The organism is Streptomyces sp. NPDC000075, assembly GCF_040301925.1.
Lineage (GTDB): Bacteria > Actinomycetota > Actinomycetes > Streptomycetales > Streptomycetaceae > Streptomyces > Streptomyces polychromogenes.
In genome coordinates this window covers 101429-116548 of record NZ_JBEPFL010000011.1, presented here as the reverse complement: position 1 = coordinate 116548, position 15120 = coordinate 101429, and the positions used below count along the sequence as shown (strand labels likewise).

Genomic DNA, 15120 nt, shown 5'->3' with positions numbered 1-15120 from the left:
CCGTGACGTCAGGCGTAGCTGACGATCACCAGCAGCGCGACGCACTCGGCGCACACCTGGACGGCGAGCGCGGCCCGCCGGACCCGCACGGCCGGCGCGGCCAACGCGAGGACCAGCGCCAGGACGCCGAGTGCGGCGCCCCATCCGAACAGCCACCCCGGGAGTCCGGAAGCGCACGGCTCCCCGTACGTGACACACCGCGACGCCCGCTCCGACGCCAGCGTCAGGATGCCGGCGCCCGCGGCGGCGGGCAGGAACAGGGCGGCGGCCAGGACCGCCCAGAACCGGACGCGGTCGCGCGGCGGCGCCACCGGGAGGGCGGGGGAAGGGGAACCGGATGCGTTCATGCCCCCACCCAACCCCGGCGGCCGGGGCCTGCGGCAGGGTCCGGCTACTCAGCCCCCTGGGGGCACGTACTCAGGAACCGGCGGGCCGCTGGCCGGAGCGGGCGGTCACGCGTTGAGCGCCGACCAGAGCCACTGGCCGCCGACGCGGACGTAGAGCCGCTTGTTGGCGGAGTCCACGGCCATGGTGCCGTCGAGGGGCTGATGGGTGAAGGAGGCGTCGGTGACCGGGCCGGGCACCAGCCGCAGCGGCGGGTTCGGCGCGTTCTTGACGGGGATCGTTCCGGTCGCCTGGGCGCCGGTGCTGCCGTAGCTGTTCTCCACCCGGAAGTCGCCGGTGGAGGACTGCTCGTAGTAGATGTGGGTGCCGGTCGGCGCGGTGGCGTAGAGCCCGACGACGTTGCGCAGCACGGCGGTGGAGCCGGGGCCCGAGTAGAGGGCGACGCCCGCGTTGACGGTGGCCTTGTCCCGGTTGGCGATGACCACGTTCTCCAGCGCGCTGGCGCTCGCCGCCCAGCTGATGATGTTCCGGGCGGTGGCCGGGGTGCCCGCCGCGAAGTCGCCGGCGTAGCAGTAGATGTTGGTGGCGTAGACGTGCCGGCACCCGGCGTCGGTCTTCAGGTGCGGGCCGCCCTGCATGCGGGAGGTCTCGAACTTGCAGTCGGTGAGGTAGACGCCGTTGGGGTTGTTGGTGGTGACGGCGCCCTGGCCGATCCACAGCGCGCCGGTGCCGAAGGCCTCCAGGCGGCAGCCGGTGAAGTGGATCTGGTTGATGTTGTCCTTGCTGTGGCCCCAGGCGCCCTCGGTGGCCGAGGAGGCGTTGCGCAGCCAGATGTTGGGCTGGGTCGTGCTGGCGGTGGTGCCGGTGCAGTCCTCGATGACCAGGTTGTAGAAGCGGGAGTCCCAGAACTCCACGGCGTCGATGCACATGTCCTTGTTCGAGGTCATGAAGACGTCGCGGAAGTAGGAGTTGTTGTTGTAGTAGAGCTCCAGCAGCAGGCCCGTCTTGCCGTTGCCGTTGAAGCCGAGGTTCTCGACGGAGCAGTAGCGGCGGTGGGTGGCGCCGGTGGAGTAGGCCGCTCCCGTGCCGGACATCCGGAGCAGGATGCCGTCGCCGCCCTTGACCAGCATGGACGCCTTCGCCCCGGCGCCGGCGAGGCGGATGCCGTCGGCCTTGACGGCAAGTGCGGGGGTGCCGGCCGCGGGCTTGACGAGGTACTTCCCGACGGGGAAGTAGACGGTGCCGCCGCCCGCGGCGGCGGCGGCGTCGAGGGCGCGCTGGACGGCGGCGGTGTCGTCGGCGGAGCCGTCGCCGATCGCGCCGTGGGCCTTGACGTCGAACCAGTCGGGCGTTCCGGCGGCCGTGGCCGCCGCGGCGGCCGTACCGCCGCCGGCTGCCAGGGCGGTGCCGGTGAGCCCGGCGACGGCTCCCGTCAGCAGGGCACGGCGGGCCGTCTTGCGCTGTTCGGTCATGGTCTCCCCCTCGTGATGACGGACGACGGAGATGATCTTGCCATCGCGACGCCCGTCGGGGGGAGGGCCGACGGACTACCCTGGGGTGAGGAGATCACGGTTCCGGTGGCTGCCCACTGGGAAGCGGAGGATGGTGCGGATGTGCCGCTGGCTCGCTTACTCGGGTTCGCCCCTGCTGCTCGATGCCGTCCTCTACCGCCCTGAGCACTCGCTGATCAACCAGAGTCTCCGCGCGCGGATGGGCGTCGAGACCACCAACGGCGACGGCTTCGGCATCGGCTGGTACAGCACGGACGGGGACGGGACACCGGCGGTCTTCCGGGACACCGCGCCGGCCTGGAACAACCGCAACCTGCGGGAGCTCGCCTCGCACGTCCGTTCCCCGCTGTTCTTCGCACACGTGCGCGCCTCGACGGGTTCGGCCGTGCAGCAGACCAACTGCCACCCGTTCCGCCACGGCCGGTGGCTGTGGATGCACAACGGGTCCATCGCCGATTTCCACCGCTTGCAGCGGGACCTGTGCATGGCCGTCGATCCGGCGCTCTTCTCGTGCATCGAGGGGTCCACCGACTCCGAGGTGATGTTCTATCTCGCGATCACCTTCGGCCTCGACCAGGACGTCCCGGGCGCGGTCGCCAGAATGGCCGGGTTCGTGGAGCGGGTCGGCAAGGAGCACGGGGTGCCGGAGCCGCTCCAGATGACGGTGGCGGTCTCCGACGGGCAGCGGGTCTGGGCCTTCCGGTACTCCAGTCAGGGCGCGTCCCGGTCGCTCTTCTACAGCAGCCGTGCCGAGACCGTCCGGCGCCTGCACCCCGACCTCGGCTACCTCGACGAGGTCTCCGACGACACCCGGATCGTGGTCTCCGAGCCGCTCGGCGACCTGCCCGGGATGTGGAACGAGCTTCCCGAGGGCAGCTGCGCGGTCATCCCGTCCGGGGCGGAACCGGACTACTTCCCCTTCCTCCCGGAACCGGGCTGATCACTCAGTCGGGCGGCTCCGGCGGGCGGGGGTGCTTGGGCTCCGGGGCGGGGACGGGCCCGTCCGGTGCGGGCCCGTCCGGGCGGGGCGGACCGGCCGGTGGGGCGGGCCTGCCCGGCGACCTCGGCGGATCACGCGGCACGGGGGGCGGGGGCTCCGCAGTTTCCGTGGGCTCCGCAGGTTCCATGGGTTCCGTGGGTTCCGTGGGTTCCGTGGGTTCCATGGGTTCCGTGGGTTCCGTGGGTTCCGTGGGTTCCATAGGAGGCGGGTTTCCCTGATCGGCGGCCTTAAACGGGGACGGACGGCCTAGTGGTCGCGGGTGATGCTCCAGGCCGGCATGTGCGCGAAGAAGGCGACGGCCTCGGGGCGCCAGCGCTCGCGCCACGTGGCGGTCTGGGACGCGGCCCGGCGGGCGTGGTGGTCGGCGTCGGCCCGTAGCCGCCGGTCGACGCCGTGCGCCCGCGCGATGCCGCGTACGCGGTCGAGGGTGTCCTCGTCACAGCCCGGGTCTCCCAGGGCTTCGTCCACCAGCTCGCGTTCCTTCCCGTCGCAGACCGCCAGGAGCGCGCGGACGGCGTAGCTGCGGCGGCCGGAACGGATGTCGGAGCCGACCGGCTTGCCGAGCGCCTGCGGGTCGCCGAACAGGTCGAGCCAGTCGTCGTGGATCTGGTTGGCGATGCCCAGGGCGGTGGCGTAGCGGCGCAGTTCGGCGTCGTACGGGGCGAGGTCGGCGCCGGCGGCGAGCAGGCCCATGCGCAGCGGGGCGAGGATGGAGTAGCGGGTGGACTTGTACTCGGTGACCTCGTGCAGGAGCCCGGTGTCCGGCGCGGGGTGGAAGTCGCGTTCCAGGTCGAGGAGTTGTCCCGCCACGGTGGAGGCGGCCGTGTCGGCGTGGACGGCGGCCATGGCCAGGGCCCGGTCGGGGGGCAGGGTGGCGGTGAGCAGGACGCGGCCGGCGAGGAAGGCGGCCAGGTCGCCGGCGAGGACGGCCAGGGCGAGGGCGGTGTCGGGCCGGTCCGGGAAGTCCCGGCGGTAGGCGTAGTAGGTGGAGGGGCCGTCGCGGCGCGTGGGTGCGTCGTCGATGATGTCGTCGTGGATCAGGCCGTGGGTCTGCAGCAGCTCGATGCTGATGGCGGCCTCGTCCAGTCCGGGAACGCTCTCATCGGTGACCAGGGCCGCGGCCTCATGGAGCAGGATCACGCGCAGCCGTTTGCCGCCGCGCAGCGACAGTTCGCGCACCAGCTGGAGCGCGCGGGCGGGGAACGTGCCCCGCCCGGGTATCTCCAGGCCGCCGCCCGCGGGGTCGGTCAGGGAATCGAGGTAGTCGGCGAAGCGGGCGTCGAACCGGCGCTGATGGCCGGCCGCGCGCCGCCAGGCGGCGGTGAGGGCGTCGTTCACCGGCCCAGCCTGTCATGTCCCCGCGTACCGCCCGCCGCCGCCTCCGGTGCGGGCGGGCGGCGGCCCGGGGCCGGTGGTTCAGCCGGACGGCCTGGGCGCGGCCGCCAGGACGAAGGCGTGGCCCGCCGGGTCGGCGTAGCGGCGCAGGGTCGTCCTGCTGCCGGGGCGGGAGTCGCCGCCCGCCGCCTCCACCGGGCGCGCTCCGAGCGCCACGGCTTCGCGCTCCGCTTCGTCGAGCGCCTCCGGCTCGACCAGTATCCGCAGGTGGGGCTGTTGGGGGTCCTCGGGCGGCGGCCAGCTGGGCGGTACGCGGTCGGGGTCGTGGCGGATGCCCAGCAGCGGGCCCGAGAGGCCGGCCACGAGGAGGAGGCCGGCGTCGTCCCCGGCCGGGCCGACCCGGGCGCCCAGCAGGGCGGCGTAGAAGCGGGCCAGCGGTTCGGGCTCCGCGCAGTCCAGTACGAGGACGCTCGTCTTGGGTACGGTCATGGAGCGCGTGTGCCCGGTGTCGTCGTGCGCACACATGGCGTCATCCCGGGAGTGGTGACGTCCGGCGCCGTCCGCCGGTTCCGCGTTTGGAATCCGTGGGACGGCGCAGAAGGACCACACGGCGCACACCGGGACAAAGGGGGCGCCTCATGAGCATCATCGGCCGGAAGGTCCCGGCGGCGAAGGCCCTCGCCGGGCGGGGCCGGCGCGGAAGGAGGAGGCGCCGGCGGCTGCTGCGGCGGATGGCGCCCCGCGCCGTCGCCCGGCGCGTGTCGACGCGGGTGACGAGGCGGGTGATGACGCGGACGGCGGCATGGGGCGTGCGGTGGGCGGCCCGGGGGGCGTGGTTCACGTTCCGGATCGTGGTGCGCGCCGTCTTCTCACGGCGGCGGCTGGTCTGACGTCGGCGCCGGCTGCGTCGGCACGCGTCGGCACGCCTCGGCCGGGCGTCGGACCTATCCTGGGAACGGCGGCCGGAAGTGCGAGCGGCCTCTCGGACGCCGGGCCCGGGTACGCGCGCGCACCCCTCTCCCCATCCACGCGCCCGCGTACCGGCTCAGCGCCCCGATCGGGAGGTGGGGACCGTGCCGGAGCAGGGTGAACGCCGGATCGTGCTGATCAGGCATGCCAAGGCGGTGCCCAAGGACGTCACCGAGGACTTCGACCGGGCGCTCGCCGACCGCGGCTCCCACGACGCGCCCCAGGCGGGCGACTGGCTGGAGCGGTCCGGCTTCGCCGTGGACCTGGCGCTGTGTTCGCCGGCCCGCAGGACCCGCCAGACCTGGCAGCTCATGCTGCCCCGGCTGAGCCTGCCGCCGCCGACCCTCTACCAGGACCGCCTCTACGAGGCCGACGCGGACGGTCTGCTGTCCGCCGTGACGCAGACCCCGGCCGCGGTGGCCGGCCTGGCGCTGGTGGGCCACAATCCGGCCGTCCACGAGCTCGCCGCGCGCCTGTGCGGCGACGGGCCGCAGGAGCTCGTGCAGCGCTTGCGGGCGGGGTTCCCGACCTGTGCGATCGCCGTGCTGACGGTGGACGGGGGCTGGGACGGGCTGGCGCCCGGTGCGGCGCGCCTGGCCGCCTTCCGGGCGCCCGGCGACGACTGAACCCGGCCGTGGGCCGTGCCCGTCGCCGTCCCCGTCACCGTCCCAGCCCCCCTCCCAGTCCCCGTCTCCGTCAGTGCCGGTGGCCGTCGCGGGCCGTGCGGCGCTGGGCGTCGGTGTTCGGGGTGAGGGCGTCGCCCGCCTCGCCGTCCTTGCCGCCGGGCATGACGGCGTCCTCCGCCTGCTCGCGGGCCTCGCGGTCGCCGCTCTCCCCCGGGGCCTTCGAAGGAGGGGTGCCCTTGACGTGCTTCTGGGGGTGGTTCTCGTGCTCGGTCACCTTCGTCCTCCTCGGTCGGGCGTTCCCGGTCTCCTCCCTCGGCTGCCCCGTCCGCCGGATCTCACACGGACCGGGGCGGCTCGTCGGCGAGGGCGGCCAGGACCCGGTCCGGGGTCAGGGGGAGCTCGCGCAGGCGCCGGCCGACCGCCCGGCTCACGGCGTTGCCGATGGCCGCCGCCGCGCCGACGGTGCCGATCTCCCCGATGCCCTTGCCGCCCATCGGGTTGAGGTGCTTGTCGTGCTCGTCGATCCAGTGGGCCTCGATGGCCGGCACGTCGGCGTTCACCGGCACGTGGTAGGCGGCCAGGTCGCGCTCCGCGAAGTCGCCGAACGCCGGGTCGAGGCCGCCGTGTTCGGTCAGCGCCATGCCCAGCCCCATCACCATCCCGCCGATGAACTGCGAGCGGGCGGTGCGCGGGTTGAGGACGCGGCCGACGGCGAAGACGCCCACCAGGCGGCGTACGCGTACCTCTCCGGTGACCGTGTCCGCCTGGACCTCGGCGAAGTGCGCGCCGAAGGCGTGGCGCGCGTAAGGGGACTTCTGCTTCGCGGACTGGGTGGTGTCGGCGGACGCGGAGAGGCCGCCGTCGGGCAGCGGCCCGTGGTGGCGGGCCAGCCGGTCGGTCAGGGCGGTGCAGGCGTCGTGCACCGCCCACCCCCAGGACGCCGTCCCGGTGGAGCCGCCCGCCACGGGGCCCGGGGGCAGCGCGCTGTTCCCGAGGGAGAGCGCGACGGCGTCGAGCGGGACGCGCAGGGCGTCGGCGGCGATCTGGGAGAGGACCGTACGGGCGCCGGTGCCGATGTCGGTGGCGTTGACCTCGACGAGGTAGCTCCCGTCGGGGCGGGCGTGGGCGCGGGCGCCGGCCGGGGCGATGTAGACGGGGTAGGTGGCGCCGGCCACGCCTCCGGCGATCAGGAGCGGCCCCTCGCGCAGGGGCGGCCGGCGGCCGGTCCAGCCGAAGCGGCTCGCGCCCTCGCGCAGGCACTCCACCAGGTGGCGGCTGCTGAAGGGGCGGCCGCTGTCGGGCTCGGTGGCCGCGTCGTTGCGTACGCGCAGTTCGACCGGGTCCATGCCGAGGGCGTCGGCCAGCTCGTCCATGGCCGACTCCAGGGCGTACATGCCGGGGGTCTCGCCGGGGGCCCGCATCCAGGAGGGGGTGGGCACGTCGAGCGCGGTGACGCGGTGGGTGGTGCGGCTGTCCGGGACCGCGTACATCACCCGTGCGGGCACGGCGGCCTGTTCGACGAACTCGCGTACCCGCGAGGTGTGCGTGGCGACCTCGTGGATGAGGGAGGTGAGGGTGCCGTCGGGGCGGGCGCCGAGCCGGACGCGGTGCAGGGTGGGCGCGCGGTGGCCGACGGTGGCGGCCATGTGCTGCCGGGGCAGGGCCACGGTGACGGGGCGCCCGTAGTTCCGGGTGGCCATGACGGCGAGGACGACGTGGGGGCGCGGTGTGCCTTTGGATCCGAAGCCGCCGCCCACGTGCTCGGCGAGGACGGTGATCCGGTCCTCGGGCAGTTGGAACAGGCCGGCCAGGACGGTGCGGACCACCGTGGTGCCCTGGCAGGAGTCGTACACGGTGAGGTGGCCGCGCCCGGCGTCCCAGTCCGCGGTGGCGGCGTGCGGCTCCATGGCGTGGTTGTGCAGGGGCGGCACCGCGTAGCGGGCGTCGACGCGTACGGGCGCGGCGGCGAACGCCGTGTCCGGGTCCCCGTGTTCGCGGTGCGCGGGGTAGCCGCCGTTGACCTCCTCCGGGGTGTACAGGCCGGGGTGTTCCTCGTGCAGGACGACGTCGTGGGGCTCGGCCTCGTAGCTGACGCGGACCGCGTCGGCGGCGGCGCGGGCCCCCTCCAGGGTGTCGGCGACGGCGAGCGCCACGTACCAGCCGCGGTGCGGTACCCGCGGGTCCTGGAGGAGCTGGAGGGTGGGGTCGTCGGAGGGACCCAGGCGCGGTGCGTCGTAGGGGGTGAGGACGCCCAGCACGCCGGGCAGGGCGAGGGCGGCCGCGGTGTCGACGGCGGTGATCCGGCCGCGGGCGATCGTCGCGGGCACCGGCCAGGCGTAGGCCCGTCGCGGCAGGTGCCGTTCGGCGGCGTACAGCGCGGTGCCGGTGACCTTCTCCCGGCCTTCGCGCCGCGGGACGGGGGCACCGAGCGCGGTCGCGGTGGTGGTGTCGACGGGGGCGGAGGTGGCGGTCATCGTGGTCCTGTTCCTGGTCGGCGGCGCCGCTCAAGGGGTGGCGGGGGAAGCGGGGCGCGTTCCGGCCAGCGCGGCGACGGCGTCGCAGGCGAGGTTGCGGGCGAGGGGGATCTTGTAGGCGTTGTCGCGCAGGGGTCGCGCGGCGGCGAGTTCGGCGTCGACGGCCGCGCGGACGGTGTCGGGGTGCGGCTCGGCGCCGGCCAGCCGCGCCTCGGTGGTGGTGGCGCGCCAGGGCCGGTGGGCGAGGCCGCCGAAGGCGAGGGCGAGGTGGCGTACGCGGCCGCTGCCGGGGTCGAGGTCGAGGAGCACGGCGACCGATGCGAGGGCGAAGGCGTACGAGGCGCGGTCGCGGGCCTTGCGGTAGAGCGAGACGGCGCCGGGCGGCGGGGCGGGCAGGAGCACCGCCGTGATGATCTCTCCGGGGCGGATGACGGTGTCCTGCTCGGGGTGGTCACCGGGCAGCCGGTGGAACTCGGTGACCGGGACGGTGCGGGTGGCGTCCGGTCCGCCGTACAGCTCGACGACGGCGTCCAGCGCGGCGAGGGCCACGGCCAGGTCGGAGGGGTGGGTGGCGATGCAGTGCGGGGAGTGTCCGAGGACGGCGTGGTCGCGGTGGATGCCGTCGCGGGCGGCGCAGCCGCTGCCGGGTTCGCGTTTGTTGCACGGCTTGGAGAGGTCCTGGAAGTAGCCGCAGCGGGTGCGCTGGAGCAGGTTGCCGCCGGTGGTGGCGACGTTGCGCAGCTGGCCGGATGCGCCGGCGAGCAGGGCCTGTGCGAGCAGCGGGTGGCGGGCGCGGATCCGGGGGTCGGCGGCCAGGTCGCTGCCCCGGACGGTGGCCCCGATGCGCAGGCTCCCGTCGGGGAGTTCGGTGATCTCGTCCAGGGGGAGCCGGGAGACGTCGATGAGGGTGGTGGGGGTCTCGACGCCCAGTTTCATCAGGTCGACGAGGTTGGTGCCGCCGCCGAGGTAGCGGGCGCCGGGGTGGGCGGCGTAGGCGTCGGCGGCCTCGCGGAGGCTGGTGGCGCGTACGTAGGCGAAGGGCTTCACGCGATCACGTCCGCTCCGGTCCTGGTGGCCGCGGCGTCCGCGCCGGCGTCGGCGACGGCCCGGACGATCGCCGGGTAGGCGCCGCAGCGGCACAGGTTGCCGCTGAGCCGTTCCCTGATCTCCGCCTCGGTCAGCGCGGCGGGGGCCTCCTGGGGCGCGGGGGGCGTGACGTGCGAGGGGTGTCCGGCGGCGGCTTCGCGGAGCGCGCCGACGGCGGAGCAGAGCTGGCCGGGGGTGCAGTAGCCGCACTGGAAGGCGTCGTGCTCGATGAAGGCGCGCTGGAGCGGGTGGAGGGTGCCGTCGGGTGCGGCGAGGCCTTCCACGGTGGTGACCCGGCAGCCGTCGAGGGTGACGGCGAGCAGCAGGCAGCCGTTGACGCGCCTGCCGTCCACGAGGACGGTGCAGGCGCCGCACTGCCCGTGGTCGCAGCCCTTCTTCGCGCCGGTGAGGTCCAGGTGCTCGCGCAGGGCGTCGAGGAGGGTGACGCGGTGGTCCAGGTCGAGGTCGTGGCGGACCCCGTTGACGCGCAGGCTCACGCGGGAGCGGACGTCACCTGCGGGCGCGCCGTCCGGCGGGGCGTGCGGGGGCGGGGGTGCGGGCGGGTCGGCTGCGTGGGCCACGGCGGACTCCCTTGTCGTCCGTTGGGGAGGAACGTCCGTCCCACCGCCCAGCCTGGCCCCTTCCGGGCCCGCGCGCGCCCCACGCCCCCGGAGGTCTCCCCGGGCCTCCCCCGTATGGCCGACGTCCGGACGCGGGCCGGCCGGACGCGGGGACCTGCCGGACACGGGCCGGCCGGCGGCGCGGGAGGTACGGGGGCCGTGCGAGTGGGCAGATGCGCGGGTGACCCGTCAGCCCTGGGAAAGGACGGAAACCGTGGCACGACCGAGGATCCTCGTGGTGGGTTCGGGCTTCGCCGGAGTGGAATGCGTACGCCGTCTGGAGCGCAGGCTGTCCCCCGGCGAGGCCGACATCCGGATGGTCACCCCGAACGCGTACCAGCTGTACCTGCCCCTGCTCCCCCAGGTGGCCTCCGGCGTCCTGACCCCGCAGTCCATCGCCGTCTCCCTGCGCCGCAGCAGCCGCCACCGCACCCGGATCATCCCCGGCGCGGCCATCGGCGTCGACACCGCGGCCAAGGTCTGCGTCATCCGCGGGATCACCGGCGAGGAGAGCCATCAGGCGTACGACCACCTCGTCCTGACGCCCGGCAGCATCACCCGCACCTTCGACGTCCCGGGCCTGACGGAGCACGCGCGGGGGATGAAGACGCTGGCCGAAGCCGCGTACCTGCGCGACCACGTCATCGCGCAGCTCGACCTCGCGGACGCCAGCCAGGACGAGGCCGAGCGCGCCTCCCGGCTGTGCTTCGTCGTGGTCGGCGGCGGCTACGCGGGCACCGAGACCGCGGCGTGCCTCCAGCGGCTCACCCATCACGCGGTCAGGCGCTACCCCCGGCTGGACCCCGGCCGGATCAGCTGGCACCTGCTGGACCTGGCTCCGAAGCTGATGCCGGAGCTGGGCGACTCGCTGGGGCGGGCGGCCCTGGACATCCTGCGGCGCCGGGGCATCCAGGTGTCGCTGGGGGTGAGCGTCGCCAAGGCGGGCCCCGAGGAGGTGACGCTGACCGACGGGCGCGTACTGCCGAGCCGGACCCTGATCTGGACCGCCGGAGTGGCGGCGAGCCCGCTGATCGGCACGATGGACGCGGAGACCGAGCGGGGGCGGCTGGTGGTGACCGCGCAGCTGACCGTTCCGCAGGCGCCGGGGGTCTTCGCCCTGGGGGACGCGGCGGCCGTGCCCGACCTCGCGCGGGGCGGGAACGGCGCGATCTGCCCGCCGACGGCGCAGCACGCCCTGCGGCAGGGGCGCACCCTGGCCGACAACGTGATCGCCTCGTTGCGCGGCCGGCCGTTGCGGCCGTACGTGCACAAGGACCTCGGCCTGGTGGTCGACCTCGGCGGCACCGACGCCGTGTCGAAGCCGCTGGGCGTCCCGCTGCGCGGCCTGCCCGCCCAGGCGGTGGCGCGGGGGTACCACTGGTCGGCGCTGCGCACCGGCGTGGCCAAGACGCGGGTGATGACCAACTGGCTGCTGAACGCGGTGGCCGGGGACGACTTCGTGCGCATGGGCTTCCAGTCGGCGAAGCCGCCCAGGCTGCGGGAGTTCGAGCGCACCGACGCGTACCTGACGCCGGCGCAGGTACGGGAGCACACGCGGGCGCTGCGCGCGGCGGGCTGACCGGCGCCCCGGCCGCAGGTCCTGAGGTCTGGGTGATTGCCGGCCCGTGCGCGGGGTAGGGGCGTCCTCGGCAACGGAAGAGGGGGGTGCCATGTCGATGTCCGACGAAGCGGAGGCCGTCGTCGAGGCCGCGCTGGAGCCGCACGAGCCGTCCGAGGGCGAGGTCGAGGCCCGCGACCGGGTGCGGGCCGAGGCGGTGGGCATGACCCACCACCAGACGGCGGCCGCGCTGGAACGCCTGCTGGCCGCCGTCGGCGACGCCGCCGGGGCCGACGCGCCCACCCGGGCGGCCCTGGCGGAATGGCACCGGATCACCGACCTCCTCGCCAGCCACGGCGGCCCCTACACCCCCGACGCGGACCCCTACGCCCAGGGCCAAATGTCGGCCCGCCACTTCCGCCGCCCCTGAAGCGCCGGGCGGCTCGGGTGGCGGGCCGGGTCCGGCCCGGGGCCGGCCTCACGTCCCGGGCCGGCCCCGCGTCCCGGGCCGGCCCCGCGTCCCGGGTCAGCACCGCTCATCGGTCAGGACCGCCCGTCCGTCAGGCCCGCCCGTCCGCAGGACCGCCCGTCGGTCAGGACCGCTCGTCCTCCGGGGAGCCGAAGTTGCCGTAGCCCTTCAGCTCGTGCGCCGTGCGCCGGCTGCCGTCCGAGGGGAACGGCTGCCCGTCGGTCTCGCGGCGCACCTCGGGACGCCCGGCACCGGCCGGCCGGCGGGGCTGCCCGGCCGTGGTGGGCGGCTCCGGCTCGGCGGCGCGCCGTTTCACGCCCCACCACACCGCGCCGACCAGCAGAACGATGACGATCACGCCGAGCGCGGAGACGAACGCGGTTCCCGTAGCGCTCAAGGCGAGCACGGCGGCCGAGTCGATCATGGAGCTGCTCCTTTCGCCGGGCGCCGCCACCCGGCGCCTCCGGCCCTCTTCTCCACGTCGCGGCTGCCCGCCGGGTCGGCGGCGAAACGGCCCGGCCGGACCGCGCCCGTCACCGGCGGCTCCGGTGGCGGACCCGGCCCGATCCTGTTTGGCTCGGGGTGCTCACACTTCCCCCACCACACGAGGAGCGGTCATGGGCAAGGACAGCGGGCCGAGCGAACGAGCCCGGCAGATGCGGGACAAGGCGCAGGAGCTGGAGCAGGCGGCCCAGCGGGCGACGGACCCCGCCGAGCGGCAGCGGCTGCGGGACAAGGCCCTGCACATCCGCGAGAAGAGCGAGCAGGAGAACGGCCCGGGCAGCGGGACCATGGATCCCATGTAGCCGGCCCGACCGCTCGGCCGGCCCCACGGTGAGCGCGGGGCACTCGCGAAACCCGTGGCGGGCGGCCGGGTCGAGCACGCACGATGGGGCCCTGCGACACGACACCCGGGCCAGGAGTTCCGCATGCTCGACGACCGCCTGTACACCTCGCTTCCCGCCGTCGGGATCGCCCGTCTGGTCGGCTGCGGCGAGGTCACGGCCCGCGAGGTGGTGGACACCGCGCTGGCCGTCAGCGCCGGACGCGACGGCGCGCTGCGCGCCTTCACCGCCCTGTGGGCGGAGGCCGCCCGGGCCCGGGCGGCGGAGGTCGACGCGGCCGTGGCCCGTGGGGTGTGCCTGCCGCTGGCCGGCGTGCCGATCGCCGTCAAGGCGATCGAGGGCGCCGGCTCCCCGCAGAACCGGCGTCTGGTCGCCGCGGGGTGCGTACCGATCGGCGCGACCTCCGTGCCGCGCGCCCGGACGGGCTGGCAGACCTACGGCTCCACCGACCGCGGCCCCACCCTCAACCCGCTGGACCCCGCCTGGTCCCCGGGCGGTTCCTCGGCGGGGTCCGGGGCCGCCGTCGGGGCAGGTCTCGTGCCCCTCGCCACCGGCTCCGACGGAGCGGGGTCCGTACGCATACCCGCCGCGTGGTGCGGTGCCATCGGCTTCAAGCCCACCAACGGCCTGCTGCCGGCCCGTGACCGGGCCGGGCTGGCCAGCCCCGGCGTGATCGTCCGCAACCCGGCCGACGCCCTCGCCTACCTCCGCGCGGTCGCACCCGTCCCGGTCCCGGTCCCGGTCGGCGGGAGCCTGCGGGTCGTCTGGACGTCCTCCCTCGGCTACGCCGACACCGCCCCGGCCGTCGCGGCCACGGCGCTGCGCGCCCTGCACCGGATCGCCCGCGCCGGGCTGTGCCGCCTCGTCGACCACCCGGTGCGGCTGCGCGATCCCGCCCCGGCCTGGACCGCTCTGCGCGCCGGCACCGCCGACGCGCACACCGAGGCCCTCGTCCAGGCCAACGCCCGGGCCCTGCACAGGGTTTTCGAGGAGGCCGATCTCCTCGCCACCCCCACGACGCCACACCCGCCGCACGGCCACGACGGCCCCGGGACGCGCATGAGCGTGGCCCTCACCTGGGCCTTCAACCTCTCCGGCCACCCCGCGATCACCCTGCCCGCGGGCCGCACGCCGGACGGCGAACCCGTGGGCCTCCAGCTGATCGCCCGTCACCACGCCGACGCCCTGCTCCTCGGAGCCGCCGGGGCGTGGCACCGCACGTGACCGCCGGGCCGCAGGCGGCAAGCACCGGGCTCCCGGCGGCGGGCGCGCGCCGGGAGCCCGTCGGGCGGGGTCAGCGGGTGGTGTAGCCGCCGTTGAGGAAGAGGGTCTGGCCGTTGGCCCACCAGCCGTCGGTGAGCATGTGCCGCACCCACGGGACGATGTCCTCGATCTTGGTGAGGTCTCCGTTCATCGCGGAGGACTTGTGGTACGCGACGGAGTCCTCGTCCTCGGCCGGGTAGAAGAACGAGGTGTCCATCGGGCCGGGGGCGATGTTGTTGACGGAGATGTTGCGGCCGAACAGCTCCTTGGACAACGCGCGGGTGAAGTGCTCGACCGGGGCCTTGCTGCCGGCGTAGGAGGAGTACAGGCCGGTGTAGGCGGCGAGCAGGGAGGTCACGATGGTGATGATCTTCCCGCCGTCCTCCATCCGGCGTGCCGCTTCGCGCATCACGAAGAACGCGGCCTTGGAGTTGACCGCGAACATCCGGTCGTACTCCTCCTCCGTGATCTGCGTGAGGGGCTTCTTCAGCACCATGCCCGCCGTGTTGACGCTGATGTCGAGCTTCCCGAAGCGGCTGACGACCTCGTCGAAGACGCGCTCGATCTCGGACACGTCGGTCAGGTCGGCCTGGATGGCGAAGGCCTCACCGGGGCCGGCGTTGATCTGCGCGACGACGTCCTCGGCCTTGGCCTTGGAGGAGGCGCTGTTGTAGTGGACCGCGACCTTGGCGCCCTCGGCGCCGATGGTGGTGCTGATGAGCCCGCCGAGGTTGCGGGAGGCGCCGCCGACGAAGGCGACCTTGCCGGCCAGCGTCTTGGTGGGGGTGTTCACCATGTCGTTCTCCTTGAGAGAGCACGGGAGGGCAGGGACTGCCCCCGGGACGTGCGATCCGGCGCGCCCCGTCTCCCGCAGCATGCACGGCGTCCGGGGGCGCGTTCTTGGACGATCCGCGCGGCCGGTGGGACGATCCGCGCATCGCCGGTACGGGGCGCGCGGCGGCGCACTGGTCACCGTGTGCCCGCGGACCTGTGCGTACAGTGGCACCGCTCGCCTCGCG

At 74.8% G+C, this 15120-nt stretch carries 17 protein-coding genes; 7 read left to right on the top strand and 10 right to left on the bottom strand.

Features of this window, described 5'->3' with window-relative positions:
- Window positions 1-8: 8 nt before the first annotated feature.
- Both ABT403_RS15605 and ABT403_RS15600 read right to left on the bottom strand, forming a co-directional pair.
- On the bottom strand, window positions 9-347 hold the full coding sequence (locus ABT403_RS15605) for a hypothetical protein (protein WP_344152702.1): 339 nt from the start codon (window positions 345-347) through the stop codon (window positions 9-11).
- A gap of 105 nt (window positions 348-452) precedes the next feature.
- Window positions 453-1817 carry a glycosyl hydrolase family 28-related protein gene (locus ABT403_RS15600; RefSeq protein WP_344152699.1) on the bottom strand — a complete coding sequence of 455 codons (1365 nt, stop codon included), beginning with the start codon at window positions 1815-1817 and terminating at the stop codon, window positions 453-455.
- Between the two features lie 139 nt (window positions 1818-1956).
- Between ABT403_RS15600 and ABT403_RS15595 the strand changes: the two genes are divergently transcribed.
- Window positions 1957-2796 carry a class II glutamine amidotransferase gene (locus ABT403_RS15595; RefSeq protein WP_344152696.1) on the top strand — a complete coding sequence of 280 codons (840 nt, stop codon included), beginning with the start codon at window positions 1957-1959 and terminating at the stop codon, window positions 2794-2796.
- 306 nt (window positions 2797-3102) lie between these two features.
- On the opposite strand, the gene ABT403_RS15590 is transcribed toward ABT403_RS15595, so the two are convergent.
- Window positions 3103-4194 (bottom strand): polyprenyl synthetase family protein, encoded by a 1092-nt coding sequence (locus ABT403_RS15590; protein ID WP_344152693.1) that lies wholly within the window; start codon window positions 4192-4194, stop codon window positions 3103-3105.
- Window positions 4195-4272: 78 nt separating this feature from the next.
- Complete coding sequence (locus tag ABT403_RS15585) at window positions 4273-4680, bottom strand: VOC family protein (RefSeq protein WP_344152690.1); 408 nt, start codon at window positions 4678-4680, stop codon at window positions 4273-4275.
- Between the two features lie 149 nt (window positions 4681-4829).
- Here ABT403_RS15585 and ABT403_RS15580 point away from each other — a divergent pair, with 149 nt between their 5' ends.
- Entirely contained in the window at window positions 4830-5081 is a 252-nt protein-coding gene (locus ABT403_RS15580) for a hypothetical protein (protein WP_344152687.1), read from the top strand.
- A gap of 183 nt (window positions 5082-5264) precedes the next feature.
- Entirely contained in the window at window positions 5265-5786 is a 522-nt protein-coding gene (locus ABT403_RS15575; RefSeq protein WP_344152684.1) for a SixA phosphatase family protein, read from the top strand.
- Window positions 5787-5856: 70 nt separating this feature from the next.
- Here ABT403_RS15575 and ABT403_RS15570 read toward each other — a convergent pair whose 3' ends face one another.
- The 4 genes from ABT403_RS15570 to ABT403_RS15555 all read right to left on the bottom strand — a co-directional run bounded on the left by ABT403_RS15570 (window position 5857) and on the right by ABT403_RS15555 (window position 9927).
- Window positions 5857-6060, bottom strand: a complete 204-nt coding sequence (locus tag ABT403_RS15570) for a hypothetical protein (protein ID WP_344152681.1) — start codon at window positions 6058-6060, stop codon at window positions 5857-5859.
- 61 nt (window positions 6061-6121) lie between these two features.
- On the bottom strand, window positions 6122-8260 hold the full coding sequence (locus tag ABT403_RS15565) for a xanthine dehydrogenase family protein molybdopterin-binding subunit (protein WP_344152678.1): 2139 nt from the start codon (window positions 8258-8260) through the stop codon (window positions 6122-6124).
- A 30-nt stretch (window positions 8261-8290) separates the two neighbouring features.
- Window positions 8291-9307, bottom strand: coding sequence for an FAD binding domain-containing protein (locus tag ABT403_RS15560; RefSeq protein ID WP_344152675.1), 1017 nt, complete (start codon window positions 9305-9307; stop codon window positions 8291-8293).
- Entirely contained in the window at window positions 9304-9927 is a 624-nt protein-coding gene (locus ABT403_RS15555; RefSeq protein WP_425580120.1) for a 2Fe-2S iron-sulfur cluster-binding protein, read from the bottom strand. Before ABT403_RS15555 ends, ABT403_RS15560 begins: the two co-directional genes overlap by 4 nt.
- 253 nt (window positions 9928-10180) lie before the next feature.
- Here ABT403_RS15555 and ABT403_RS15550 point away from each other — a divergent pair, with 253 nt between their 5' ends.
- Entirely contained in the window at window positions 10181-11545 is a 1365-nt protein-coding gene (locus ABT403_RS15550) for an NAD(P)/FAD-dependent oxidoreductase (protein ID WP_344152672.1), read from the top strand.
- Window positions 11546-11636: 91 nt separating this feature from the next.
- Window positions 11637-11954, top strand: a complete 318-nt coding sequence (locus ABT403_RS15545; RefSeq protein ID WP_344152669.1) for a hypothetical protein — start codon at window positions 11637-11639, stop codon at window positions 11952-11954.
- A 163-nt stretch (window positions 11955-12117) separates the two neighbouring features.
- On the opposite strand, the gene ABT403_RS15540 is transcribed toward ABT403_RS15545, so the two are convergent.
- The gene (locus tag ABT403_RS15540; protein ID WP_344152666.1) at window positions 12118-12417 is read right to left on the bottom strand and encodes a DUF6479 family protein; all 300 of its coding nucleotides are present in this window, start codon (window positions 12415-12417) and stop codon (window positions 12118-12120) included.
- Between the two features lie 193 nt (window positions 12418-12610).
- Between ABT403_RS15540 and ABT403_RS15535 the strand changes: the two genes are divergently transcribed.
- Window positions 12611-12799 carry a DUF6381 family protein gene (locus tag ABT403_RS15535; protein WP_344152663.1) on the top strand — a complete coding sequence of 63 codons (189 nt, stop codon included), beginning with the start codon at window positions 12611-12613 and terminating at the stop codon, window positions 12797-12799.
- Window positions 12800-12922: 123 nt separating this feature from the next.
- The gene (locus ABT403_RS15530; RefSeq protein WP_344152660.1) at window positions 12923-14062 is read left to right on the top strand and encodes an amidase family protein; all 1140 of its coding nucleotides are present in this window, start codon (window positions 12923-12925) and stop codon (window positions 14060-14062) included.
- A 70-nt stretch (window positions 14063-14132) separates the two neighbouring features.
- On the opposite strand, the gene ABT403_RS15525 is transcribed toward ABT403_RS15530, so the two are convergent.
- Window positions 14133-14897 (bottom strand): SDR family oxidoreductase, encoded by a 765-nt coding sequence (locus ABT403_RS15525; RefSeq protein WP_344152657.1) that lies wholly within the window; start codon window positions 14895-14897, stop codon window positions 14133-14135.
- Window positions 14898-15120: the final 223 nt, after the last annotated feature.